We start from the raw sequence: 25,693 nt of genomic DNA, 5'->3' as shown, positions 1-25,693 counted from the left end.
CAGCTTCTGAATTAACTTCGATTTACTTATGAATATTCCTTTCTATTATTCAAGAAAATGTACCTTTAACCGAATAACATCACTGGAATTTTTAAATACCTTTATTGTAAATGTAACAATTTTATTTGTAATTAAACAATTGTATTATTACTTAACAGCAGAGGGAATCTACCTATTACTATAATATTGATATCCATTATATACATGAGTATAATAATACTAATAATGTCAGAGCATGTTCTGAACAGTTAGCGTTATAGGGGTATAACAGATGACACTCATTTTTAAAATCATAAAATCGGATTCACTTATATGAAAGATAAAAGTCCTCCTAATTTTAGGCGGGCTTTTATCCTCGAACAAGAATATTTTCAATCGAGAATGGAGGTTTAAAATATAAAGGGGTTCCTAAAAAATCCATTTATTAAATATACATTGGCCCTAATTTCAGTTATAGCTATAATAAAAACCGGCTATGATTTAGGCTCTTTTATAATAAAATTAAAATACATTTAAATCATAAAAAGAAATTAATCATTTTTAAACAAAAGATTAATTTCTTATTTATCGCAAACTACATTGTAAACAGTCTCGATTTAAAACTTCATACAAACCAAAAATTACACTATGAACACAAACTGAAATCGTATAATTTAATTAACATAATTCACAAATAACATTCATTCATACATACTAATATTATGTAGTAAGGTTAAATTTCTGACTTTCAATAAAGCTGCTTAACAGTAGACTAAATAAATGAAAAACAATATATTTATAGGTTAGTAACCAAATCTTGTTAAGTCGTATGTACTATTTTTAGTTTAGCGTTGCCCAGAATGTACACCAATTAATGTCGCGAATTACAAGAAAACTATTATTGAAATGAGGCGTGCATTGTGAAGTTGGACGTGAATGAGTTAGCAGAGTATCTTGCCAATAATCCTTTCCGAGTAGAAGGAGTATATCGTTATGCTAAAAATCCAGGTGTGCCTTGTGCTGAGTCTACAGATTCTTTCCCAGGATTTGTATTTCCACTTACAGGGAAGACGCAATTTCAATTTAATGGTACGCCGTATACCCTTTCCCCTGGAAAAGTTATACATGGGGGTGCAAAAATGACATTAGCCCATAAAATGCTTGGTGAAATAAACTGGGAATATATTCTTGTTTTATATCGGATAAGTAATTCAGAACGAGAAGACTCTGGCTTTACTCATCAGCATTTTGAATTATTAACAGGACAATCTCCTCGTCTTGTCGAATTACTTATGCGTCTTTGGGATGTGTATAATCAGCGTGGAGGCATTTCGATGTTTCAGACCGAAATACTGTTTCGCGAAGCGTTGAATGAAGCTTTATTAAGTGTTGTCAATAGAGAAAACAACTATGAGTCGCATACTTTATTCGAACGAATATCTAGTTATGTTCATAAATACTATTATAAAGATATTACAATACATACACTTACAGAACAAAATAATGTTAATCGAAATCGTCTTTCTTACGTGTTTAGAAAGCATGCAGGTATGGGGCCAGTAGAATATTTATTGAACTATCGTATAAAGATGGCTCAAAAAATGTTATGTACAAGTGGTGTGCCTGTACAACAAATTGCGCAGGCTGTTGGAATCGCAGACCCTTTATATTTTAGTAGAGTTTTCAAGAAACGAGTTGGCATTTCGCCTACTAAATATCGCGAGAAGTTCATCAATAATCCATACTAATGTCAACAGGGGTCCATTCTTATTTGAAAATCACTGTTCTATACTTATGGAGAGTTAAAGGAAACATTGGATTGAAAAAACTTTCATTGAAATCACTCCTTTGTACTATCTGAATGAAAAGTTCTGGCCTGAGCATTTTCTTTTTAAGCGTAATGACGACTTTTTCACCTAGATTACTGTAATATAATGGAAGTTATAAATGAGGAGGGATTATTATCCATTACCAACCTATTAAACTAAATGACGAGTTGTCTAAAATTAACGATTATTGGTATCCACAAGTGATTGGTGAAATGAATGATGATCAAATTCAGCTTTTTAAGGCTAATGGAGATTTTATATGGCATGAGCATCCTAATACGGATAAGCTATTTATTGTGCTTGAAGGGGAGATGTTCATCGATTTTCGTGATGGACAGGTGAAAATTTCTAAGGGCGAGATGTTTATTGTCCCGAGAGGCGTTGAGATTAAACCTTTCACTGAAGAGGAATCCCACATCATGTTGGTAGAGCCTAAAAGGGAAATAGATTGATAATTGTATCTAATGTTTCGTTGGCAGATAAGAAAGTGTAGATAAAATTGAGAAGTTAGGATTTAAATGCTCTATTATGGAATAAAGCATGCATCTTTATTTGATACCCTATTATAGAAATATTATGCATAAACCTTTTCCTTATTAATTCGCCCGTATTCCTATTCTAATATCTAACATAAAAATACATCACTATTTAATAGTGATGTATTTTTATGTTAGAAAGAATCGTTATACGCAACTGTACCTTTTAATTAACAGATTTGCTATTAAAAATCATGGTAAAGATGTACGTAGATATATATAACTAAAGTAATTCCTTTATAAAAAAGTATCCATTTTCATGTCTTTGTACAACATCTAAGATAGGAGGGAAGTTTAACTTACATCTTTCAACTGTTCGTTAAATTCCGATTTAATGAACACTTGGATCATATATGTATCTCTCTCCCTTCTTTATTTTTTAACTAAAAGAATTAATTATAGGTATAATATTCATGAAGTAATTATTACTTTGTACACAGTTAAGAATATATTTGTATGATGGTATGATTTTTGAAAGAAGAAAGGAATTATTAACTATAAAGATAAAAAATTAATTAAATGTAAGATTAATACAAAAGAGAATGTAGATAAAAATTTTTTGCTACATTTATGAGTATGAAAATTTAATTATACGAAGAAGTAGATTCGGTTAGGTTATCAGATAAAATTTAATAACTTCAATTGTGAAAAGATAGAAAAGGAGCGGAAATTTGCTCCTTTTTTATTTACCTTACTATTTTTAGGAGGTTAGTATGAATAAGGTGTGAATAAAGGATGAATAACATTTTTGTTGATGAAATTTCATTAAATATTCTTGTGGAATATATGTGAAATATTGTATAGAATAAGCAAGAATGCCAAAAATTATAGGAGGAAAATTGTGAAGAAAAATAAGAGTTTAGTAAGTTTTTTAGGAGTGTTTATTATGCTATTTTCTTTTTGTTTTCAAGGAAATGTACATGCGGATGTAAATACTGTTCAATCTGGAAAAATCAAATCAGGAAATGTAACGGTATGGGAAGTTGGAAATGTGGCGAAAGTGTTAGCTGATGTAGAGCGCTTAAATTTAAATACAGTAAATGTACCGATTCAGGTAGATATTCCGAATGTAACTTCTACGAACATGGTAATTAATCAAGCACAAAAGCAACAGGCTATTATTTTAATTCAGGAATTATTAAAGCGTAATATTCAAGTGATAGTGGAACCGTTCCCATATATTCAGCAAGGAAATGTTGGAGAAACGGAATGGAATCCGAGTAATATTAATGATTTCTTCTGGAATTGGAAAACGGTTATTTTACAAGACATCTTTAATTCGATTACAAGTAAATACAATGTGTATGGACTTAAGATTGCCTCTAATTTCGTGAATATGGAATATGCAGAAGGATATTGGAGCGATACGATTGATTTCGTCCGTCAGCAGTATAAAGGAAATGTTTTGTATCAAATGAATTGGTGGTTAACAGCAAGCTTTGATCCTTCATATGAAGCGAAGTTTAAAGAGAAAATCAATCGTCCGTATTTAAAAAAGGTGGATATTGTAAGTATCGATAGTTGGTTTGAAGTTTCGGGAAAAAGAAATCCAACATATGAAGAAGTAAAGAAAAGTTTATTTGCGACGACAGTGTATAATCGTGGGCAAAATGTTGTGCAGCAATTAGAACAATTACATAAAGCAACAGGAAAACCGGTTTACTTTGGTGGATTTAACGTTCCAGCGCGTGAACTTGGATTGCAAAATCCGTGGAATCCAGATGTTTCTAATGTGTTTTCAAAAGACGTACAATTAAACGGATGGCGCGCTTACCGTGATGTATTAGAACCGAAACCATATTTTAAAGGTTTTTCTATTTGGTTTATTGGCTCTCATAATAGTACGCATGCGTATCAAATACATAGTAAAGAGGCAGAAATGGTTATTAATGGCTGGTACCAAAAATAATTTTTATTAAATAGGTAAGTTTTGAATTTTACCACATATATTTCTAGTGAAAGGCCTTTCACCATCTTATCACCTAGGGGGCAATCATAATGAAATTTTTGTCTTACCTTACAGTAATTTTGGTGATTCTTGGAGGTTTGAATTGGTTATTTGTAGCGTTAGATTACAATGTAGTTGAGAAATGGTTTGGTTCTATGCCGGCGCTTGTGGACACTATTTATTGGCTCTTTGGTCTTTCTGCTATTTATCAAATTTTTGATCGGTTCTTTACGAACGATTAGCTATTATTCTATTATTACTAGAGTGTTAAGTACGAGTATGTACTTAACACTTTTTGTATGTTTGTAAAAAAAGTTTACACATGCAAGCGATTCCATTGCTTCTTGCACCGTAATAATAGAAAACAAATTGACCATGTATTATATTTTAGGTTATAATTCAGAAAGTTTAAAAAATAGCAAAATGAGAAATAGGGAGGTTTTCAGGGTGATGGAGAGAGTGTATAATTTTTCAGCTGGACCGTCAATACTCCCTTTGCCAGTTTTAGAGAAAGTGCAAAAGGAGCTTGTAAATTATAACGGGACAGGCATGTCAATTATGGAAATGAGTCATCGATCTTCTTATTTTCAAAGTATTATAGATGAAGCGGGTAACTTGCTTCGTGAACTAATGAACATTCCTGATGATTATGAAGTATTGTTTTTACAAGGCGGTGCGTCATTACAATTCTCTATGATACCGTTAAATGTAATGAATACGTATAAAAAAGCAGGGTACGTGTTGACTGGCTCATGGTCTAAAAAGGCGCTGCAAGAAGCTGAAAAAGTAGGGGAAGTACAAGTGATTGCTTCTTCTGAAAAAGAGAAGTTTACTACAATTCCTAAACTGGATGGTTTATTGAGCGATGAAAAACTAGATTATGTACATATTACAACGAACAATACAATTGAGGGGACGAAATATGTGGATATTCCACATTTAGATAAAGTGCCGCTCGTTGCGGATATGTCCTCAAATATTTTATCAGAACAATACGATGTTACGAAGTTTGGTCTTATATATGCGGGAGCGCAAAAGAATTTAGGGCCAGCGGGTTTAACGATTGCTATTATAAAAAGAGATTTAATTGGGGGAGCAGATCGCTCTTGTCCTACGATGTTAAACTATGAAACTTACAGCAAAAATAACTCCTTATATAATACACCGCCGTCCTTTAGTATTTACGTAACGAAACTTGTACTAGAGTGGTTGAAAGAGCAAGGCGGAGTATCTGCGATTGAAAAACAGAATAGAATAAAATCTTCACTTCTTTACAATTTCTTAGATGAATCAAAATTGTTTACTTCACCAGTTGATCCTACGTATCGATCACTTATGAACATTCCGTTTACAACGCCGTCAGAAGAGCTGAACAATAAGTTTTTACAAAAAGCGAAAGAACGCGGTCTTGTTACGCTAAAAGGACATCGTTCAGTCGGTGGTATGCGTGCAAGTATTTACAATGCGATGCCAGCACACGGCGTACAGCAATTAGTAAATTATATGAAGGAATTTGAGCTTGAGAATAGATAGGGAGATGGGGATATGTTTCGTGTTCAAACGTTAAATCAAATTGCAGAAAAAGGTTTGCAAGTCCTTGGCGGAGAGCGTTATGAAGTAGGGGATAGAATGGACCACCCAGACGGTATTTTACTTCGCAGTTATTCTTTACATCAAGAAGAATTTTCAAGAGACTTAAAGGCGATTGCAAGAGCTGGTGCTGGTGTAAATAATATTCCTGTCGATCGCTGTACAGAAAAAGGAATTGTAGTATTTAACACACCAGGAGCGAATGCCAATGCAGTAAAGGAACTTATTATCGCCAGCCTTATTATGTCTTCACGTAACATTATTAATGGGGTAAGCTGGACGAAAAATTTAGAGGGCGAAGAAGTACCTCAGCTTGTTGAATCAGGAAAAAAACAATTTGTTGGATCAGAAATTGCAGGGAAACGTCTAGGGGTTATTGGACTTGGCGCAATCGGTGCTTTAGTTGCGAATGATGCGTTAGCTTTAGGGATGGACGTTGTCGGATACGATCCTTACATTTCAGTTGAAACTGCATGGCGCCTTTCTACGCAAGTGCAAAGAGCATTTAGTTTAGATGAAATTTTCGCAACATGTGATTATATTACCCTTCATATTCCTCTTACGAATCAAACGAAGGGAATTATTGGTGAACATGCTGTAGAGAAGATGAGAAAAGGTATGCGTCTATTCAATTTCTCTAGAGGAGAACTTGTAGATGAAAATGTTCTTCAAAAAGCGTTAGAAGAAGATATTATTACGCATTACGTAACAGACTTCCCGAATGAAAATGTGATTAAAATGAAAAACGTAACAGCGACGCCTCACCTTGGTGCATCTACGTCTGAATCGGAAGAAAATTGTGCAGTCATGGCAGCACGTCAATTACGTGAATATTTAGAGACAGGAAATATTCGTAATGCAGTAAACTATCCAAACGTAGAACTTCCTTATATCGGAAAGAAACGTATTACAATCATGCATCAAAACGTTCCGAACATGGTAGGACAAATTACAGGATGTTTAGCAGAACATCATATTAATATTGCTGATATGATTAATCGTAGTAAACATTCTTGGGCGTACACAATGATTGATATTGATAACGGAATTGATGATATAATAAAAGAGAATATTGTGGAAAATATAAGCAAAATTACAGGTGTTGTAGCCGTTCGAATGATTGTGTAAAGGAGAGAGGGAATTGGCAAAAATCCGACCGTTTCGGGCCATTCGTCCAGTAGAAGAAAAAGTAGCGGAAGTTGCAGCTTTACCGTATGACGTATTAAATAGTGAAGAAGCAAGAGAGGTTGTAAAAGAGAATCCATATTCTTTCTTACACGTTGATAAAGCAGAAATTGATTTAGACCCGGCACTTTCACCGTATGATGATCGCGTATATGAAAAAGCGGGTGAAAATTTAAATCGATTGATACGAGAAGAAGTGTTCATTCAAGACGAGGAGCCAGCGCTTTACATTTATGAACTGACGATGCAAGGAAGAACGCAGTCAGGCCTTGTCGTTTGTACGTCTATCGATGAGTATGAAGATGATACAATTAAAAAACATGAGAGAACACGTCATGAAAAAGAACTAGATCGCATTCGTCACGTAGATGTGTGTGATGCAAATACGGGTCCTATCTTTTTAACGTATCGTACAAAAGAAGAGGTAAAGCGTTTCATTGCCAGTTGGAAAGAAGAACATGCGCCGATCTATACATTTACAGCAGAAGACGGCGTTAAGCATGTCGCTTGGAAAATAGCTGATGAAGAAGTAATTGCAAGTTTAGTAAACTTATTTGAAGATATTCCTAACTTGTACATTGCAGACGGACATCACCGTTCAGCATCAGCAGCAAAAGTAGGGCTCATGCGAAGAGAACAATATCCGAATTACACAGGAGAAGAAGAGTTTAATTTCTTCCTATCGGTTCTATTCCCTCAGGATGAATTATCCATTTGGGACTATAACCGAGTTGTAAAAGATTTAAACGGCTTATCAGAAGAACAGTTTTTAAAACAAATTGCACAATACTTTTATGTAGAAGATGCATCTGTTTCACCATATAAACCAAATGAGCCAAAAACATTTGGTATGTATGTAAACGAGAAATGGTATCAGCTCACAGTGAAAGAGGAAACGTTTGATGCGAATGATCTCGTTAAAGGTTTAGATGTATCTATTCTGCAAGATCACTTATTAAGCCAAGTACTTGAAATACATGATCCGCGATCTGATTCACGCATTGACTTTGTCGGAGGAATCCGCGGATTAGAAGAACTAGAACGCCTTGTAAATAGCGGTGCATATAAAGCAGCGTTCTCATTATATCCGACATCAATGGAAGCTTTATTAGCAATCGCAGACGCCGGGGAAGTTATGCCGCCGAAATCAACGTGGTTTGAACCGAAACTGCGTAGCGGGTTGTTTGTACATTCATTAAAATAAATAGACTTCTTTAGATTGAAAAACCGAAATGATTTTTATTTTCGGTTTTTCTTATGTTATAAGTGTTTTTGAGGAGGAGTATGGATGAAATTGCAAGTAGGCGAAAAAATCACCTTTGAACGAACTTTTACAAAAGAAGATGTTGTTTTATTTACGGAAGTATCTAAAGATGAAGGTGTTCATCATGTTACGTCAGATGAGCAGGGGAGATTTGTTGTACAAGGACTGTTAACATCAACGCTGCCTACAAAAATGGGCGGTGATTATAACGTACTAGCTCGCAAGATGGATTTTGAATTTGTACGTCCTGTGTTTAGCGGTGATACGATTCGTTGTGACGTAACCATTGAACAATTTGAACCCGATGAAAAAAATCGTACAAAGATTATGGCGATGTTTATATGTAGGAATCAACTTGAAAAGGAAGTTATGAAGGGGAGTTTTTCGGGGATTATTCTTTAGTTAGTAGAAAAAGTAACGAATAGGTGGGGGCCGTGTCACTCGGGCTTAGATTTTTAATTCCACCATAACGAAAATGATATGCACTGCTGAATACTGATAATAAGACGTTATGTAATATACTCTGTTCATTCTTAACTTGAATAAGCTCGTCAGCAAAAAGGACATTCCTAGTATTACAAGAAATGTCCTTTCCACTAAATTATAAGGTATTTTGCTAAATTTCAAACCCTAAAATCAGTTTACTAGTTTGACCTGTAAACTGATAATGATAGGATCCTCTTAGATTTTCTAAGTTACCGGTAGCTTTAATAATTGTTCCTGGGGAATCTAAATTTCCTTTATCAAATATTCCTTGCTCTATAGCTGTAAATGTCCCTTGTTGCCACTTATAAACTCCTTCAAAGTGTAAAAATCCAGAAATTTTAGCAGTAGCTAAGTGACCATCATTTATATTTGAGTCTAAATAATATAATAAGTATTCAACAAAAGCTTTTCCTTTTAATTCACCATCAATATCATATTCGACATGAGCAATATTAATAGGGAAATCTTTTTTAGTATCATCGATTGGTTTTTCATCCCATTTACTTACTGTAAATGTTACTTCCATACACGTAATCTCCCTCCAATTATATACTTTTAAAAAGTATCAATTCACAGTCATATTTCATAGGAGAGTTTTTATTCATTCCACGCCACTCTCCAAAATAGAAAAAGATCCATTTTCACAATCAATTTCTGCCATCGCACCGTAAGGTAAAATCAACTTCGGTTCGGTATGGCCAAAATTTAAATTATAAAGAATCGGCAAATCTTCTAAGTTATGTTCCTTCATAACTTGCAGTATTTCGTGTTTATATTCTTCATAATATGCTTCGTCTTTTGGTTTACCAAAAATAATGCCTTTTGTTTTTTGGAGAATACCTTGCGCTGCGTAATTTCGTAACCAATATTTTATATAACTTGGTTCTGGATGGTCTTCAGAAGTTTCAAAGAAAAGGATACAATTCTCCCAATGTTTTTTCTCAGGCCAAAGTTCCGTTCCTTTTGCAAATTCGAGTACTTCTATACAACCACCAATTAAACGCCCTTGTACAGTGGTAGAGCCTTGAAGTAGCTCATATCCTTTGTTTTGTTGCATCGTACGCCTTGTATCTTTATTTACCTCTATCCATTCTAAACGCTCACTCGTCCATTCAGGAGCTGGTTGAATTTCGCCAATCGTTTCATTTGAAAAGAGAGTTCGATTTACCATTTCAATTGTATATGGATCCATCTCTACATTTTCGGCAAAATCCGTTAAAATGGCTGGACCGTAAAAAGAGGAAATTCCTGCTTTATGACAAAACAAGTGTGAAACAGTAACGTCAGAGTACCCCATAAAAATTTTCGGATTTTCACGTATCACATTAAAATCTATATAAGGGAGTAAACGGATGCTATCTTCACCGCCAATATTCGCAATAATTGCTTTTATGCGCGTATCCTTAAAAGCTGTCATTAAATCTTCTGCACGAGCCTGTGGATTGTTATAAATGAATTCGCTACCTTTTAAACTATTTGGCATTGGGATAACCGTAAGACCGAAAACTTCTTCTAATCTCTTTACGCCTTGTTCATACCGCCATCGTATCTCAGAATCACCTGCGCCTCCCCATGAAGGGCTTACTGTTGCCACGATATCACCTGGCTGTAATCTGTTTGGTTTTATTAACATGTTAACTCCGCTCCTACATAATGTAATGGACTACAACTATACAAACTGTAGCTTTGAAAAAATATGATGCATCACATTATTTTCTTCATCATCAATCTGTTTACCTGCTGTTATTCAAGAATTCAGTCTAAGTGTTGAATTGCATTTGAAAATTACAGTATGCAACATTGCATAAGAAAGATGGTTGCTATTTTTTATTACCTGTAACCATAATGATTACAGGTTGGTCGTATCCAATCGAAAATACAATCATCATGAATGGAGAGGTTACAGCTTTTCCAGAACAAGAAAGCTATCGCCTTTAGGCACTTGGGATGAAAGTGAGATTGGATACGGAGTGTCACTAAAAATCGCAACGTTCGTGATACTTTAAGTGTCTGAAGTATAGGTAGTTTCTTCGGTTTTTTTTGCTGGGATTTTTAGGGGAGGTATTCTTTAATTATTAGATAGAGAGGTAAAATAAAAACACACCTAATTAATAGGTGTATTTTTTAGAATTGAAAACCACATAACATCGAATAGTTTTCTTGTAAACATATAGGAACGTAATCTAAATTGTTTTTAATTTTGTTAACTTACCAATCTGTACCATGCTCAGAATTAGCAGGAGCGCCGCCAGTATTGCCATGAGATTCAACTTTTGGAGCAGGGAAATGTTCATGCCCTTCTTGTTTAGGAGCCCCACCAGTGTCACCGATGTTTAATGCAGGAGCCCCGCCAGTATGACCCTCAGAAAAAGAAGGAGCTGGTGGAGACGGGAAGTGAGTATGTCCAGCTTGATTTGTGAAACCTGCGTTTAAGCCAAATGCAGCAATACCCGTAAATGCAATACCTACAGCGATTTTACCAATTGTTTTTTTCATTTCTTTAACCCTCTTTCATTTGATTTTTTTGCTATTGTACTATTAAAGAAGTATAAACTTGCTTTTTCATGTTGTTGTTTGTTATAAAACGCAAGAGCTAGTTTTTCAAGATACTCAGAAACATAGATATATAAAGATTCTTTATTGAAGTATTCAATTCCTTCTAAAACAATCGGTTCAATTTTGTCTAATTCAGTTTGATTCGTGAAAGCTTCTAGTATAGCAAAGTGATGTTTGTGCTCTTCATTACCAAGTTCAGAAATAAGTTGTTTCCCTATTTTAATGTAGTGGTTTGCTTTGTCGATAAGTCCTAATTTTTCATGTTCTTGTGCAAGTAAGAATATAGCTTTGTAGTGAGATGGGATTTTTTCAACAACTTGTGTCAAGTGACGGATCGCTTCTTCAGAAAGATTCTGGCTAGCATATAGATGACCTAGATTACCGCGCACATACAGTTGTAATGATTCTTCATTTAATTTTTGGAGAATATCTAACGCTTTGTTATAGCTTTCCTCAGCTTGTTCAAAATGTCCTACGTCTACATAAGAAGCACCAAGTACACTTAAACAGGATGAAATATTTCTTTCACATCCGTGTTGCGTTTCAAAAAATTCTAATGCTTTAGAAGCATTTACAATCGCAAAACTTGGTTGTTGTTGGTGACAATGATAAGCAGCGTATCGGTAATGGAAATCAGCTTGTTCAATTTGACTGTGTCCGGATAAAAGTGCCTGTGCTTTTAAGAAATATTCTTCTGCTTCTTGATAATGATTAATTGCTGCAAAATGAATCGCTTTATAATAATGATATAGATAAGATAAATGTTTATCTTCTGGTTTTTCTTGGTCTTCTATGATTTGAAAACTATCCGTCGTGATTGATAGTCCATCTGTCAGAGCTGTATGTCGGAACTGGAGTAATGCGTAATACAAGTGATAAAGTGGAAATGTTTCTGTCTCTTTCAAAAGCATTTCTTCATGTTCTTTGTTAGCTTCCTGAAACTGAATTTGTGCTTCCTTAACGTTTTGCGTTAAGATTGCGTGGTACCAAGCTTCTAAATGTTTTGTTGTATATGTATGTCCCTTTAATGAAATGTTCATATTAGCCTCCTTGTATATTTTTCTATATAATTGTAACTATAATGGTAACACAATGAAAAGTAATTATATGGAATTTTATTTTTTATAAATAATATTCTGAATTTTTAAATCTTGTAAAACCTGTCAATCCTTATGTTTTTATAGTGTTGTCCATGTTTTTTTGGGGAAAGGGATCACGATTGACTATAGAATCTTAATAAAATGATGTCACATGCACAGTACTAAAATAAAAGTTGAGAAAGTATGCATGAGGTGTCAATAGGATGAAAACATAAAACCCCTAGTTACATAACTAGGGGTTTTATGTTAAATAGTCTCACCGTGAGCTTCTAGTTTCGGAGCAGGCGTATCACCACCATTTAAAGCAGGAGCGCCAGTATTACCATGCGCTTCTAACGTAGGAGCAAAGAAGTCAGCGTGACTCTCTTGTTTAGGAGCCATTCCTTCTCCATGAGTATTCGTGTAGGCAGGGGAATCCCCACCATCGCCAATATTGAAAGCAGGAGCCCAAGTATCCGCATGTGAATCTAATTTCGAGCTTAAATCAGCATGTGTCTCTAGTTTCGGAGTCCAAGTATCCCCTTTATTATATGATGAAATAGGGGGTCTTCCATGATCATAAGCAGGAGTGCCACCGTAGTCACCATGATTTTCTAATTTCGGAGCAAAAGTTTCACCGTGTTCAGCCTTTACAACGCCGCCATCCCCAATATTTACACCAAAAAGACCAAAGCTAAATACCGATAAACCTACAACAGCTGTACTAATTTTTCTTTTCAATCTATATCTCTCCTTTTGTTATGTTTTTTTATTTTGTCTAAACGTGGTAGATAAAATGAAATAAATCGTAAAAAATTTCCAATTATATTACGATATACGAATAATTCTGTGTAATATTTTGTAAAACCTCCTTGGAATTTGAATTTTATAAAAATAAATTTCGACATAGTTCATTTTTCCATTAGTTGAATAGATTTTGGTTGAGTTTTTATAAAGGTATTCGCTAACTTTAGGACTGAAAGCAGCTCTTAATTTCTTTATACCGTGCTCATAAGGTTATTTTAGCTTTGAATTAAATTAACTATTGTAATTCGAGAATTTAGTCCTCTTGCTATATATTTAAAAGTTACAGTATGCAACATTGCATAAGAAAGAGGGTTGATATTTTCTATAACCTGTAACTATAATGATTACAGGTTGGTCGATACCAATCAAAAAATATAATCATCATGAATGGAGAGGTTACATATGGGTATGAAAAAAATAATTTTAGCAGGTGCTTTAGGTATCGCAGCATTATCAGGAACAAATGTACCAGGGTTAGAACTAACAAAAGCGAGTGCAGCTTCTATTGAATCGAATTTCTCGACATTAGAAGGACGAGTAGTAGAAGTAGATAACGGTGTGATTGTTGTAACATCTAAGCAATATGAGGAACCTGTTAGTGTGTATATTGATTCACTTTCAAATGTGAAAGTAGGAGATGAAGTAAAAGCTACTGGATCTATGATGCGTAATTTTACGGAATATATGATTGCAACTGCAGTTGAAAATACAACAAACAAGTTAGGTATGCACATGAAAGAAGATGGTTCGCCTGATTATGTGATTGGGGAAGTATCAAAAGTAGCAACGATGGAAGATGAGGGAGACGGTGCTACTAAATATGTCGTAGTTGAGTATCCATCGCTAAATGGTAAGAAAGTTATTATTGATGTTTTCTTAACAAAGGGACAAGTATTTAATACGGGTGAGAAAGTAAAAATTGATATGAAGTATGTAGGCTGGGGCGGAAGTTCTATTAACTGGAATACAACGGACAATATTGAAAAAGTTCATGAGGTAAAGAGCAACGTTGAAAATAATGATGATGTTTGGATTTGGTCTTAATTAGAATTCTGTAATTAACAAATGTATCCCTTAGTACCCAGCAAATGATCATGTGTATGACAATTTGCTGGGTATTTTTTGTTTATTTTTACATCATTGTATCTATAATAATTTTTAAAATGCGGGTATACAGTTGAATCGAATAAACCCATATAGACAAGTGTTTTATCCTATTGCTTATACATTGATTTTATTCAAAATTGAGACTCTATTGGTCGTAAATAATAGATAATTTTGTTTTACTGTTCTGATTAAAATCCGGTCTGTTGTAGCGTATGCTGTTCCAATTCGGGTTACGTTTTCTTCTTCTACACCAGCATAGGTTTCATCTTCTGTAACTTCAATAATTTCACTTAATGGAATTTGAATCTTAGCTAGTTGCCATGAAATAATTAATTCTCCATCTGTTTTTTTGACATCGATACCTAGCATGTTACCAAGACCTTTCTGTATTAAAATATCGCTATTAATTTTATTATACAGATGTAAAGGTTTTATTTCTATTGTGAAATTTGATTTTTCAATTTTTTCACAAGGTATCGTACTACGAACAAAAAAGGGTATCCGCTAGCACCTGCAATCTTCCTGAAATGAAGACGATCTTTTTTATTTTGTGAATTTTTGAGAATAAGAGATTTTTGATTAGAATATGATGTTTAAATCGGAGCGAATTTAAAAAATACAATAATGAAAGAGGTGTTTATATATGGAGAGAGATGAGAATTATTTACGAGCTAAAAAAAGGGTAGAGAATTTACAAGCGTTTTATATTCATTTAACGGTCTATATACTAGTGAACTTAATGCTTTTTATTATAAATATAAGCTCTGATTCAAGTAAATTATGGTTTGTATATCCACTTGCAGGTTGGGGGATTGGTATCGTTATACACGGTTTGACAACTTTTCCGGTTGGGATATTCGGAAAAGAGTGGGAAGAACGAAAGATTAAAGAATATATGGAGAAAGATAAGTAAATTTATTTTGGAATTTATGAATATAAAATTATATAGTAATTATCTTTTAGAGCATAGTATGTTTAAAAAACAACTTAAATTTGATGGAGAAAGGTTCATTTTGATCAATCTTTGTTCAAGATGAATTTTTTGTTTTTTTAGTTGTGTATGTATTTCTTCTTATAAACTGTAGGGGTTTTCCTTACAGTTTATTTTACATGCTGATGAATCCATATTTTGTGTTGAATAGAGATAATAGTTAAATATTGCTTGTTGAAAGCATGATTTTTTACACATACGATTAATACGTATAGAAGGCATCTTTATATAATCTTTATATAAATTTCTCTTTATCTTTCTATAAATATGAGATTATCTAAATATAAAGGAACTAAACTCTCCTTAGAAAGAAGTGAGGAGAGGTATTTATGAAATATATTAGTAAAGAAACATTTTGCTTATTAACGATTGCAGGGCTTGGAATATGTATTGGCATGTCAAATAGTGACAGCCCTACAATTGCTAAAAAACAACCTGCGGTAGCAAATGAAGTGAAACAAAAATCAGAAGTAGAAAAAATGAGTAATGTATCTGTAGAATCCGTAAATGAAGTAGTAGCTGAAAATGTACCTATAGAACAAGAGAAAGAGATCGTAAGGCCATTAGATGTGCCGCTAATTTTACAAAAACCAGAATTGATGCGTGGTTGTGAAGTAACGAGCCTTGCGATGGTATTACAGTTTTCAGGGATGCAAGTCGATAAGATGGAATTAGCTTCAAAAATAAAACATGTATCATTTCAAAGTAATGGTTTGAAGGGAAATATGCATAAAGGGTTTATTGGGGATATGGCTACTTTTGATAAACCAGGACTTGGTGTTTATGTGGAGCCGATTTTAGAATTGGCTAAGTTGTATGTTCCAGATGAAAAAGTGATGGATCTAAGTCACAAAGAACCTGAACAAATTTATGAAGCAATAGATCAAGGACTCCCTGTATGGGTGTTAACAAATGCTCGTTTTAAACTGTTACCTGATGATCAATTTTATACATGGAAAACAGATACAGGGGAAATGAAAGTGACGTATCATCAACATAGTGTCGTTGTTACGGATTACGATGAACAATATGTATATATTAACGATCCATTAAAAACGGATAAACATAGAGCGATTAATCGGAAGGATTTTGAACAATCTTGGATTCAAATGGGAAGACAAGCAATGACTATTTCGATTTAAAGTGAACGTAGATTGGGTGAGAATAGAAATGAAAAAAGTTTTAATCATTGAGGATGAAAAAATTATACGAGAGACTGTGGCACATTATTTCTCGCATGATGGATATGAAGTGGTAACAGCAGAAGATGGCCAAATTGGATTGGAATTGTTTGCTGCACAGGATAATGATATTAGTTTAGTCATATTAGATATTATGCTCCCAGTAATGGATGGGTGGTCAGTTTGTAGACGTATTCGTAAGAACTCTAATGTTCCTATTATCTTATTAACGGCTCGAAGTGATGAGGATGATACATTACTTGGATTTGAACTAGGGGCAGATGATTATGTAACGAAACCATTTAAACCTGCTATTTTACTAGCAAGGGCAAAGCGTTTATTCAAAGAGACAAATCAAATTGTACAATTTCAGAACTGTATTGATTTATGTGGTATTCATTTAGATAAATCGGCACGTTCTGTTTCAATAGATGGACAAAAGGTAGATTTTACACATACAGAGTATGAAATTTTACAATCTTTAATGCAGCATAAGGAACAAGTATTAACAAGGGAAACGTTAATCACGAATATTTGGGGATATGATTATGACGGGGATGATAAAACATTAACGGCACATGTGCGTAATGTACGTGTGAAACTCGGTGAGAAAGCAAAACATATCACTACAGTAGTTCGTACAGGGTATAAATTCGAGGTAGAAATAGAATGAGAAAGAAAATTGTGTTGCAGTTGTTTTTTCTTACATTTTTATTATGCTGCATGATCATCGCTGTTATATTTTTTGGACAAATGTATGTTACGAAATACTTGTATATAGACAAGGAAAAAGAAAGTGTTCAAAAACAATTACAACAGTATGAGAAGTACTATGAGTCTCATTCACAGGATGAGAAGAAAATGCAAATTATAGAAGAGAAGTATGCAAATCAGCACGGCATTATGATTGCGAGACTAGATAAAGAAGCAAATATTAAAATGTTGCCATCAGGGGATTATTATCTAAAGGTGGCAGATAGAAAAAATCCTGAAAAAATTTCTAAAGTTGTGTTTAACAATTTTATGAACTCAAAAGAATTTATTGATACTGATTTTAGTATTATTATAACGAGTTTCATTAATAAAATATCAAATGTCGCTGTTATGGATATAGCTAGTAAGGATTTGAATAGGGAAATAATTATCCCAATGAGCATGAAAATAAAAGGATATGATACGAGCTTTGTTTCTTCAAACTATTATCAGATACGGAAAAATACGTTGCGTGGAAATAAAGAGGGACATCAACTAATAATAGATGATGGGATGAAGACGCTCCATTATTTAGAAGGAATTATACAAGAAATAAGTATGCCTAATTATACAAATCCTGATACTATTACCACTTTGTATAACAATGATGTTTTTGCGAAACGAATTTTAAATTTTCAAGCTGAATGGATATCAGATAAAGTGAAGTTGGAAGAACAAGGTTGGACACAAAATGAAATCCACATCAATGGGATTCAATATATTGAAACGATAAAACCAATAATAAAAAACGGTCAAGTGCAAGAAATCGTATATACTTTATCATCTTTACAACCACTTACAAAGGCAACTGAATTAATGAGTGATTATTATATATACATCATAGCATTTGTGTTAGTTCTATCGCTTATTGTGTCTTTCTATTATTCAAGAATCATTACAAATCCGTTACTAAAAATTAATAAAGCGACGAAAAAGATTATGGAATTAGAGTTTCAAAATAAACTCTCGATCAAGTCTAAAAATGAAATTGGCGAACTTTCCTCTAATATCAATCTGCTTGCAGAAAGAATGGAAGGATATATCAATCAGTTAAAAGAAGACTTAGAAAAAGAAAAGAAATTAGAACAGACAAGAAAAGATTTTATTGCTGGTGTTTCACATGAATTGAAGACACCACTCAGTGTTATGCAAGTATCTGCATCGATGCTACAGGATGGTATTGCGCCTGAAATGAACCAATATTATTGGGAAGCATTAGAAAAAGAGATAGAGAAAATGAATGTACTTATAGATGAGATGCTTAATTTGGCTAAATATGAATCAGGAACGTATCAAATACAAATGGATCCAGTAAATATAGTGGATTTGATTCAACAGGCTGAAAAAGATTTACACGGTCAAATTGATGAGAAATTACTGCAAATCAAAATGAATTTTGATGATGTACGTGTTAAGGGGAAGGCAAATTTACTGGAACAAGTTATAACAAATTTGTTCACAAATGCAATTCGTTATACAGATGCGAAACAAACAATCGTAATAGATATAAAAGAGGAAGCAGATGGCGTATATATAGGGTTTGAAAATAAAGGATCACATATTGCAGAAGAAAATATAGAGAAAATATGGGATCAGTTCTATAGGGTGGATAAATCAAGAAAACGAGTATGCGGTGGAACGGGACTTGGTCTTTCGATTGTAAAAAACATATTAGAATTACATGATGCAGAGTACGGTGTAAATAATACTGAGGGTGGGGTATTGTTCTACTTCCGTTTAGAAAAATGCGATAGAAAACAGTAAGGTAAAGATCTTAGAGGGGATTTACATTCATATAAATCGTTTAAAAAGAAACAAAGATGCGAATTCTATTCTATGACTTCGTATCTTTGTTTTTTGTTCAAATTTTGTGTGAGTCAGCTTATATACAAATACAGAATAATGTTTGATTGAAACCTTATATTAAAATGAAAACTAACCACTGTTCGATTTGAATATTCCACGATATAATGGTGAGAGTTTATGACAGAATAAATATTTACATAAGAAGTGAGGTACTGTATGAAAAAAAGAACGACAGACATTATTTTTATTATTATCGGTGCATTTCTTTTTGCGTTAGGTGTCAATTTGTTTGTTATACCGAACGAGTTTGGTGAGGGTGGAGTAACGGGTATCACGATTATTACGTACTATTTATTTGAATGGTCACCAGGCTTAGTTAACTTAATTTTAAATGCGATTTTGTTAATAGCTGGTTATAAATTTTTAAATAAGATCACAACGATTTATACGATTATCGCTGTAGTTACGAACTCACTATTCCTTCATTTGACAGAAGGATGGACGATTACTTCAGATGAAATGCTCGTAAATGCCATTTTCGGAGGAATATTTATCGGGTGCGGGATTGGTCTTATTATTCGCGTCGGCGGAACAACTGCAGGTACTACCATCTTAGCTAGGATGACGCATAAGTATTTAGGTTGGAGCATTAGCTACGGTCTACTGTTCTTCGATTTAATCGTTGCGTTTTCATCTTATTTCATCATTGGTGCAGAAAAACTGATGATAACAATCATTATGCTATATGTAGCAACGAAAGTGATGGAGTTTGTAATTGAAGGTTTAAATCCGAAGAAAGCCATTACGATTATTTCTGATAACCCGAATGAAATAGCAGGGAAGGTAACTACCTTAATGGGTAGAGGGGTTACTGTGTACTCAGGTCATGGCTATTACACGAAAACTCCGAAGGAAATTCTTTATGTTGTTATTAATAAGCAAGAAGTAGTGAAGCTAAAACGGATTGTTCAAACTACGGATCCAGCTGCGTTTATCGCTATACACGATGTTCGTGACGTATTTGGAGAAGGATTCGTTGATATTTCTAAAGCTTAGAACTTATTTTTCATTAAAATAATCTTAATACTAAAACGTAAGAATCTATTTTGAATAATCTTTTTTCAAAATAGATTCTTTTTCTTTTTCTTGCAAAAAATCCAATTGTTTCTTAAGGTAAGGATGTAGAAGGATGAACAAGAGAGGGTTTAATGAAGATGATACATATTTTATTAGCTGATGATGATAAGCATATTAGAGAGTTGTTGCATTACCATTTACAAAAAGAGGGGTTTAAAGTTTTTGAAGCGGAAGATGGAAAGGTAGCGCAAGGCGTATTAGAGAAAGAAAATATTCATCTTGCGATAGTAGACATTATGATGCCGTTTGTTGATGGCTATACGTTATGTGAGGAAATCCGGAAGTATCATGATATACCGGTTATTTTATTAACTGCGAAAGATCAATTAGTTGATAAAGAAAAAGGGTTCATTTCTGGTACGGACGATTATATTGTAAAACCATTTGAGCCAGCTGAAGTCATTTTCCGGATGAAAGCATTACTACGTCGTTATCAAATGCTGAGTGCTGATATGATTACGTTGCACGGTACGACTATTGACCGAAAAGGCTTTGAAGTGAAGTGTAACGGTCAAACAATTTTGCTTCCACTGAAGGAATTTGAATTGTTATCGCAACTGGCTAGTTATCCTGGAAGAACATTTTCAAGGGAAGAATTAATTGAATTAGTATGGGGAATGGATTTTGAAGGGGATGAACGAACGGTTGACGTTCATGTGAAGCGACTAAGAGATCGTTTTTCAAAACGAACAGATGATTTTCAAATTACAACAGTGCGTGGTCTCGGTTATAAGTTGGAGTTGAAATAAAATGAAATCACTATACTCTAGATTTGTTTTTATGACGGTTGGGATCATGCTACTTAGCAGTATTATCGGTTTTTTATTAACGAATGTATATTATCAAGTGAAGTTAAAACCGTACAATAGTGAAAAGATTTTAATGTATGCGGAAGAAGTTAAATCGTTATATGAAAAGCAAAGTGAAGAGAATCAAGAGACGTACTTACAGTCTATTGCAAAATTAGGATATGAAATTTACATTGTAGATGATCAAAAGAACGGAAAGCGTATCGGCAATGCGTTTCGTAAGACGACAATAAGTGATGATACCGTTCATAAAGTATTGAATGGCGAAACGTTTAATGGCGTTTCTACATATCCGACTCGCCTATTTATTACAGGGTTTTTCGATAATGAATTAATTAATAGTGTCGGTGTACCGGTAAAACACGGTGATAAACAGTACGCTTTATTTATTCGTCCGGACATTCAGAACCAATTTGGCGAGATGCGAATTTTTCTAGCGGTATTACTCGGTTTCATCGTTGTATTAAGTATCATTTTTATAGCGATTGCAGCAGGTTATATCGTTCGTCCCATTCGTACATTTACGAAAGCGACGAAAAAGATTGCAAGTGGTGAATATGATATCGAATTAGATGAAAATCGAAAAGATGAAATTGGTACATTAGCAACTAATTTTCAAAAGATGACGAAAAGTATAAAAGAATTAGATGAAATGAGACAAGAATTCGTTTCGAATGTTTCTCATGAATTTCAATCGCCGCTTTCTTCCATACAAGGGTTCTCAAAAACGTTACAGTCAGAAGAGATGAGTGTGGAAGAAAGAAACCATTACTTACAAATTATTGAGGGCGAAAGTAAGCGAATGTCTAGTTTATGTAAACAGTTACTTACGCTCGCTTCATTAGATAAAGAAGAGAAAGTGTTGCAAATAAAAGAATTCAATTTGCAGAAACAAATTAAAGACGTCATTTTTATGCTCGAATGGAAATGGCGTGAAAAAGATATCGCCGTTGAATTTGATGTGCCGGATATTACAATACAAGGTGATGAAAACTTACTTCATCAAGTATGGAGTAACATCTTTACGAATAGTATTAAGTTTTCAAACGACGCTGGAACAATTGAATTTGTTGTAGAAGAATTAGAATCAAGTGTGATGATCTCTATATCAGACAACGGAATCGGTATGGAAAAAGAAGAGATGGACCGTATATTTGATCGTTTTTACAAAGTAGATACAGCTAGGGCAAGAAACGTAGAAGGTAGCGGTTTAGGATTATCGATTGTGCAGAAGATTGTGGAACTGCATAACGGAAATGTTTCAGTGTATAGTACGAAAGGGGAAGGGACTACTGTTCAAGTGGAGCTTCCGAAATAGATAGAAGAGGCTGTTTTTGAAACTGCCTCTTCTTTTTTGTCATTTCGTTTCGGGAGATCGCTGATATATTTTCGCTTATGTGTAAAGTGACAAAAAGTTGTTTGAAAAAATGCGAGTCATTCTATTCCGCAATTGGGTCATATTCTTGAATAACAATTTGTAATTAATTTGGATATCGATGTGAATAAATAGGGGTTGTGAAGGAATGTACTTATGGTAACAAGTGAGATTAGTTTAGGAAGGAATATTATAAATAAAATGGAATAATAAATTGAACAACAGAATTTATAGATAAATTATTTATCTAGGCATCAATTGTTTCAATACGAAAAAACTATTAGAAATGAGGGACTTTTAGATGACACACCCCGCATTAATAATGTACAAATACCACGTATGGGCAAATGGAGTGATAATTGATCGTTTAAAAGAACTACCACAGGACATTTATCATAAGGAAATTCAGAGTGGTTTTTCTTCGGTATCAAAGGTGTTGTCGCACATTTACCTTACAGATTACGCATGGTTTGACATTATCTTAGGTAAAAGTATGAATGAAGCAATGGTGTCTACAAACCAATTGAGAGAACAGGTGGAAACGAAAAATATTGAGGAAATGAAAAAAATATTTCAAGACTTATCCGAACGAAACAAAGCCCTTTTAAACAGTCAAGAAGATATTGATAAGGTGATAGTGGTGAATAACCCATATGCTGGGGTGCTTGAAACTTCTATTTCTGAATCAGTACTTCACGTTGTCACCCATGGTTCTTATCACCGTGGCAATATAGCTACTATGTTGCGGCAAATGGGGCAAACCTCTGTTATGCAAGATTTTGGACTTTACCTATATTCAAAATAAAACAGAGTTACTCAAGTGTCAATCTTCTTTAAATGGTTCCGTTTTTAAACTAGTGCGTTAGTCAAAAAGAAAAGGAAACAGTCAAAATCATCATCTTGACTTTCCATAATTGGGCGCTTTTTTTGAATAAAACTTAGATTTTTAAATAACTTTATTGTTATATTTTTTAGTGAAGTGAAGTATCTTACATACAAAATGAAATAACTATATTTTTAACCCCGTCCTATATTTAGAACGGGGTTATACTTGGTTGAACTTATAAAATCAAATAACTTTATTATCTTTAAACATTACGGATTAGATAATGTTTTCTTTCCGCTATAAAGCCGCACCTTTCCAGCATCCTTCCTTAAACCGAACACCAAAAATATTTGCCGTAATTTCATCAGCTTTCGATAATGGTCGTAATTTCGGGTGAAGTAGTCATTCAAGAAAACTGAATAAAATTCCGATGTTTCGTAAGTAAAAAATATTTGAAAAATGTGAGTCCTACTATGCTACAATTGGACCAATTTGTGGCATAAGATTAGCAGGAAGTTTATTTAAAAATGTAGAATCTCTACAGAGTTATAAGGATTGAATTAAAACTTGAACCGTGTAGGGAGGAAATTACTTTGAAACGAATTGACTTGTTATTAAACGTACTAGATACAACATTCGATAAAGAGAGTTGGTATGCACCGTTTAAACATGCTATAGAAGGACTTACAGCCGAACAGGCTATGTGGAAACCATCTGGTGAGGCAACGAATACCATTTGGGAGAGCGTTAATCATCTCATTTATTACAAAGAGAGGCTTGCTGCAAACTTGGAAGGCCGTGAATGGGCACATAATCTAGACGGTAATGACACCTTTTATCTTACTAAGCAATCTAATGATGATACGGAATGGAAGGAAGTCGTTGAACGTTCTGAAAATGCTCAGCGTAATTTAAGACAGGTATTAAGTGCAATTTCCGAAAAAGAGCTTGAACAAAATTCACTTGAGGAGAAATTACTGGACATCATGCTTCATGATGCTTATCATACAGGCCAAATTATTCAATTAAGGAAAATGCAGGGGTCTTGGCCATCAAATCGTTAATTGAACGTTTTAGTTGGTGCTATTGTTATATTTTTAGTGAAGTATTTTACATCCAAAATTAAATAACTACATTTTAACCCCGTCCCAAATCTAGAACGGGGTTATGTTTGTTCCTGCTATAAAGCTGTACCTTTCCCGCGCTCTTCCCTAAAATGAACTCCAAAAGTATCCGCTGTAAATTCATCAGCTTTCGGCAATGCTCGTAATTTCGGATGAAGCAGCCATACGAGAGAAATAAATAAAATACCGATGCTAGCGAGCGCAAAAATGAGTTGGCTACTAAATACATTTGCGGTGTATCCGCCAATTAAAGAACCGAACGGCATAGCAATTGTGCCCATACTTCGCATGACTGAGTTAATGCGTCCAAGATATTGATTTGGAATTGCAATTTGACTAATTGTCGCAAATAATATGTTGGTGGCACCGATTGGTATCCAAGCTAGGCCGAATAAGAGAATAGATAGCCATTGAAACGGTACAATCGTAGAGAGAAACCAAAAGATAGAGCCAGTCGCAAAGCTAATAATGGAGACACGGCCAACATTACGTTTGCCAACCCATGAACTGAATAATGCACCGATGAGACTACCTGCTGATATAGCAGCTAAGAAGAAGCCATATGATTTCACGCCTCCTAAAGAATCAGCGTAAGAAGGGAGTATCGCCATTGTCATACCGATTGAAAAATTAGCGACAACTGAACCGATTAAGAAGGCGCCCATTAATGAACGGAAGACGATCGAAAAGCCTTCTTTTAAATCAGAGAAATATTGTTTAGTTGAAAGTGATGTATTGGTTTCTGCTTGCTTTGGCATTTTCAATGAAAAGAACAAAAGGGCAGTAATCGCGAATGTGAAAGAGTCGATTACATATAAAGTGATTGCGCCAAGTAGTGCTACTAATATGCCAGAAAGAGTCGTGCAAATTAAATCGATGCCTTGATACGCAAATGAAAAGAGTGAATTTCCTTTTAATAATTGTGTTTTATTCAATAGAAGTGGTAAAGCTTTTGATTGTGCGGGATAGGTGAATTGTTCGATAAAGGCTACGATGGGCATAATGATGAGTAGTAGTTGAACAGTTAATAGGTCGAAGTAGTGTGTAATAGGAATGATTAATATAAGAATACATTGCAAAACTTGTGTAATGACGAGGGTGTTTTTGATTGACCATCTATCAACGAATGGACCGGTAAGAAATTGAAGTGCAGAAGGTAATAGCGTAAGAAAACCAGCCAATCCAGAATAAAAAGGATTACCACTCAGTTTATATACGAGCCACATCGCAGCTACATAATACAAGCTATCTCCTATGTTTGTAAAAATTCTCCCTAAAAACAATAAGAGGAAATTCCGGTTTTTTAATATGTCCATTTAATCTAC

At 34.1% G+C, this 25,693-nt stretch carries 26 protein-coding genes and 1 pseudogene; 19 read left to right on the top strand and 8 right to left on the bottom strand.

The window, feature by feature from the left end:
- Window positions 1-899 precede the first annotated feature (899 nt).
- The 8 genes from F8162_RS04355 (at window position 900) to F8162_RS04315 (ending at window position 8,733) form a co-directional block, all read left to right on the top strand.
- Window positions 900-1,727, top strand: coding sequence for a helix-turn-helix transcriptional regulator (locus F8162_RS04355; RefSeq protein WP_151634656.1), 828 nt, complete (start codon window positions 900-902; stop codon window positions 1,725-1,727).
- 293 nt (window positions 1,728-2,020) lie between these two features.
- Window positions 2,021-2,260 carry a cupin domain-containing protein gene (locus F8162_RS04345; protein WP_151634658.1) on the top strand — a complete coding sequence of 80 codons (240 nt, stop codon included), beginning with the start codon at window positions 2,021-2,023 and terminating at the stop codon, window positions 2,258-2,260.
- 925 nt (window positions 2,261-3,185) lie between these two features.
- The gene (locus F8162_RS04340) at window positions 3,186-4,253 is read left to right on the top strand and encodes a glycoside hydrolase family 113 (protein ID WP_151634660.1); all 1,068 of its coding nucleotides are present in this window, start codon (window positions 3,186-3,188) and stop codon (window positions 4,251-4,253) included.
- Window positions 4,254-4,342: 89 nt separating this feature from the next.
- On the top strand, window positions 4,343-4,534 hold the full coding sequence (locus F8162_RS04335) for a DUF378 domain-containing protein (RefSeq protein WP_000670801.1): 192 nt from the start codon (window positions 4,343-4,345) through the stop codon (window positions 4,532-4,534).
- Window positions 4,535-4,742: 208 nt separating this feature from the next.
- Window positions 4,743-5,825, top strand: a complete 1,083-nt coding sequence (serC, locus tag F8162_RS04330) for a 3-phosphoserine/phosphohydroxythreonine transaminase (RefSeq protein ID WP_151634662.1) — start codon at window positions 4,743-4,745, stop codon at window positions 5,823-5,825.
- A 12-nt stretch (window positions 5,826-5,837) separates the two neighbouring features.
- Window positions 5,838-7,010 (top strand): 3-phosphoglycerate dehydrogenase family protein, encoded by a 1,173-nt coding sequence (locus F8162_RS04325; RefSeq protein WP_151634663.1) that lies wholly within the window; start codon window positions 5,838-5,840, stop codon window positions 7,008-7,010.
- Window positions 7,011-7,023: 13 nt separating this feature from the next.
- Complete coding sequence (locus F8162_RS04320; protein ID WP_151634664.1) at window positions 7,024-8,271, top strand: DUF1015 domain-containing protein; 1,248 nt, start codon at window positions 7,024-7,026, stop codon at window positions 8,269-8,271.
- Between the two features lie 84 nt (window positions 8,272-8,355).
- Window positions 8,356-8,733, top strand: coding sequence for an enoyl-CoA hydratase (locus F8162_RS04315; protein ID WP_151634666.1), 378 nt, complete (start codon window positions 8,356-8,358; stop codon window positions 8,731-8,733).
- Window positions 8,734-8,947: 214 nt separating this feature from the next.
- Here F8162_RS04315 and F8162_RS04310 read toward each other — a convergent pair whose 3' ends face one another.
- Together F8162_RS04310 and F8162_RS04305 are read right to left on the bottom strand one after the other, a co-directional pair.
- On the bottom strand, window positions 8,948-9,343 hold the full coding sequence (locus tag F8162_RS04310; RefSeq protein ID WP_151634668.1) for a DUF3224 domain-containing protein: 396 nt from the start codon (window positions 9,341-9,343) through the stop codon (window positions 8,948-8,950).
- A 75-nt stretch (window positions 9,344-9,418) separates the two neighbouring features.
- Window positions 9,419-10,450, bottom strand: coding sequence for a S66 peptidase family protein (locus F8162_RS04305; protein ID WP_151634670.1), 1,032 nt, complete (start codon window positions 10,448-10,450; stop codon window positions 9,419-9,421).
- Window positions 10,451-10,617: 167 nt separating this feature from the next.
- Between F8162_RS04305 and F8162_RS28675 the strand changes: the two genes are divergently transcribed.
- Window positions 10,618-10,755, top strand: a complete 138-nt coding sequence (locus F8162_RS28675) for a hypothetical protein (RefSeq protein WP_192797602.1) — start codon at window positions 10,618-10,620, stop codon at window positions 10,753-10,755.
- A gap of 270 nt (window positions 10,756-11,025) precedes the next feature.
- On the opposite strand, the gene F8162_RS04300 is transcribed toward F8162_RS28675, so the two are convergent.
- The 3 genes from F8162_RS04300 to F8162_RS04290 form a co-directional block, all read right to left on the bottom strand.
- The gene (locus F8162_RS04300; RefSeq protein ID WP_151634672.1) at window positions 11,026-11,313 is read right to left on the bottom strand and encodes a hypothetical protein; all 288 of its coding nucleotides are present in this window, start codon (window positions 11,311-11,313) and stop codon (window positions 11,026-11,028) included.
- Complete coding sequence (locus tag F8162_RS04295) at window positions 11,310-12,413, bottom strand: tetratricopeptide repeat protein (RefSeq protein WP_151634674.1); 1,104 nt, start codon at window positions 12,411-12,413, stop codon at window positions 11,310-11,312. The genes F8162_RS04300 and F8162_RS04295 overlap by 4 nt, the downstream gene beginning before the upstream one ends.
- A 306-nt stretch (window positions 12,414-12,719) precedes the next feature.
- Window positions 12,720-13,193: a hypothetical protein gene (locus F8162_RS04290; protein ID WP_151634677.1), complete on the bottom strand. Its 474-nt coding sequence runs from the start codon at window positions 13,191-13,193 to the stop codon at window positions 12,720-12,722.
- 468 nt (window positions 13,194-13,661) lie between these two features.
- On the opposite strand from F8162_RS04290, the gene F8162_RS04285 reads away from it, so the two are divergent.
- Entirely contained in the window at window positions 13,662-14,303 is a 642-nt protein-coding gene (locus F8162_RS04285) for a hypothetical protein (RefSeq protein WP_151634685.1), read from the top strand.
- A gap of 177 nt (window positions 14,304-14,480) precedes the next feature.
- On the opposite strand, the gene F8162_RS04280 is transcribed toward F8162_RS04285, so the two are convergent.
- Window positions 14,481-14,735 carry a hypothetical protein gene (locus F8162_RS04280; RefSeq protein ID WP_151634687.1) on the bottom strand — a complete coding sequence of 85 codons (255 nt, stop codon included), beginning with the start codon at window positions 14,733-14,735 and terminating at the stop codon, window positions 14,481-14,483.
- A gap of 274 nt (window positions 14,736-15,009) precedes the next feature.
- Here F8162_RS04280 and F8162_RS04275 point away from each other — a divergent pair, with 274 nt between their 5' ends.
- The 8 genes from F8162_RS04275 (at window position 15,010) to F8162_RS04240 (ending at window position 23,223) form a co-directional block, all read left to right on the top strand.
- Window positions 15,010-15,279, top strand: a complete 270-nt coding sequence (locus F8162_RS04275) for a 2TM domain-containing protein (RefSeq protein ID WP_151634689.1) — start codon at window positions 15,010-15,012, stop codon at window positions 15,277-15,279.
- Window positions 15,280-15,686: 407 nt separating this feature from the next.
- Window positions 15,687-16,499, top strand: coding sequence for a C39 family peptidase (locus tag F8162_RS04270; RefSeq protein WP_151634691.1), 813 nt, complete (start codon window positions 15,687-15,689; stop codon window positions 16,497-16,499).
- 28 nt (window positions 16,500-16,527) lie between these two features.
- Window positions 16,528-17,211, top strand: a complete 684-nt coding sequence (locus F8162_RS04265; protein ID WP_151634693.1) for a response regulator transcription factor — start codon at window positions 16,528-16,530, stop codon at window positions 17,209-17,211.
- Window positions 17,208-19,055, top strand: a complete 1,848-nt coding sequence (locus F8162_RS04260; protein ID WP_151634695.1) for a sensor histidine kinase — start codon at window positions 17,208-17,210, stop codon at window positions 19,053-19,055. Before F8162_RS04265 ends, F8162_RS04260 begins: the two co-directional genes overlap by 4 nt.
- A 258-nt stretch (window positions 19,056-19,313) precedes the next feature.
- Window positions 19,314-20,153 (top strand): YitT family protein, encoded by an 840-nt coding sequence (locus tag F8162_RS04255; RefSeq protein ID WP_000747489.1) that lies wholly within the window; start codon window positions 19,314-19,316, stop codon window positions 20,151-20,153.
- Between the two features lie 152 nt (window positions 20,154-20,305).
- A complete protein-coding gene (locus F8162_RS04250; RefSeq protein ID WP_098759280.1) occupies window positions 20,306-20,983 on the top strand; it encodes a response regulator transcription factor in 678 nt (225 codons plus the stop codon).
- Window position 20,984: 1 nt separating this feature from the next.
- Complete coding sequence (locus tag F8162_RS04245; RefSeq protein WP_151634697.1) at window positions 20,985-22,361, top strand: sensor histidine kinase; 1,377 nt, start codon at window positions 20,985-20,987, stop codon at window positions 22,359-22,361.
- A gap of 358 nt (window positions 22,362-22,719) precedes the next feature.
- Window positions 22,720-23,223: a DinB family protein gene (locus tag F8162_RS04240; protein ID WP_000149531.1), complete on the top strand. Its 504-nt coding sequence runs from the start codon at window positions 22,720-22,722 to the stop codon at window positions 23,221-23,223.
- 318 nt (window positions 23,224-23,541) lie between these two features.
- Here the strand turns inward: F8162_RS04240 and F8162_RS04235 are convergent.
- Window positions 23,542-23,694, bottom strand: a pseudogene (locus tag F8162_RS04235) (MFS transporter); the annotation flags it as partial.
- 143 nt (window positions 23,695-23,837) lie between these two features.
- Here F8162_RS04235 and F8162_RS04230 point away from each other — a divergent pair.
- On the top strand, window positions 23,838-24,308 hold the full coding sequence (locus F8162_RS04230; protein ID WP_151634699.1) for a DinB family protein: 471 nt from the start codon (window positions 23,838-23,840) through the stop codon (window positions 24,306-24,308).
- Window positions 24,309-24,424: 116 nt separating this feature from the next.
- On the opposite strand, the gene F8162_RS04225 is transcribed toward F8162_RS04230, so the two are convergent.
- Complete coding sequence (locus tag F8162_RS04225) at window positions 24,425-25,684, bottom strand: MFS transporter (protein ID WP_151634701.1); 1,260 nt, start codon at window positions 25,682-25,684, stop codon at window positions 24,425-24,427.
- Window positions 25,685-25,693: the final 9 nt, after the last annotated feature.

This window comes from Bacillus sp. CH140a_4T (assembly GCF_008923725.1).
GTDB lineage: Bacteria > Bacillota > Bacilli > Bacillales > Bacillaceae_G > Bacillus_A.
Note: the sequence above shows the minus strand (reverse complement) of the source record. Positions and strands in the feature narration are given on the sequence as shown.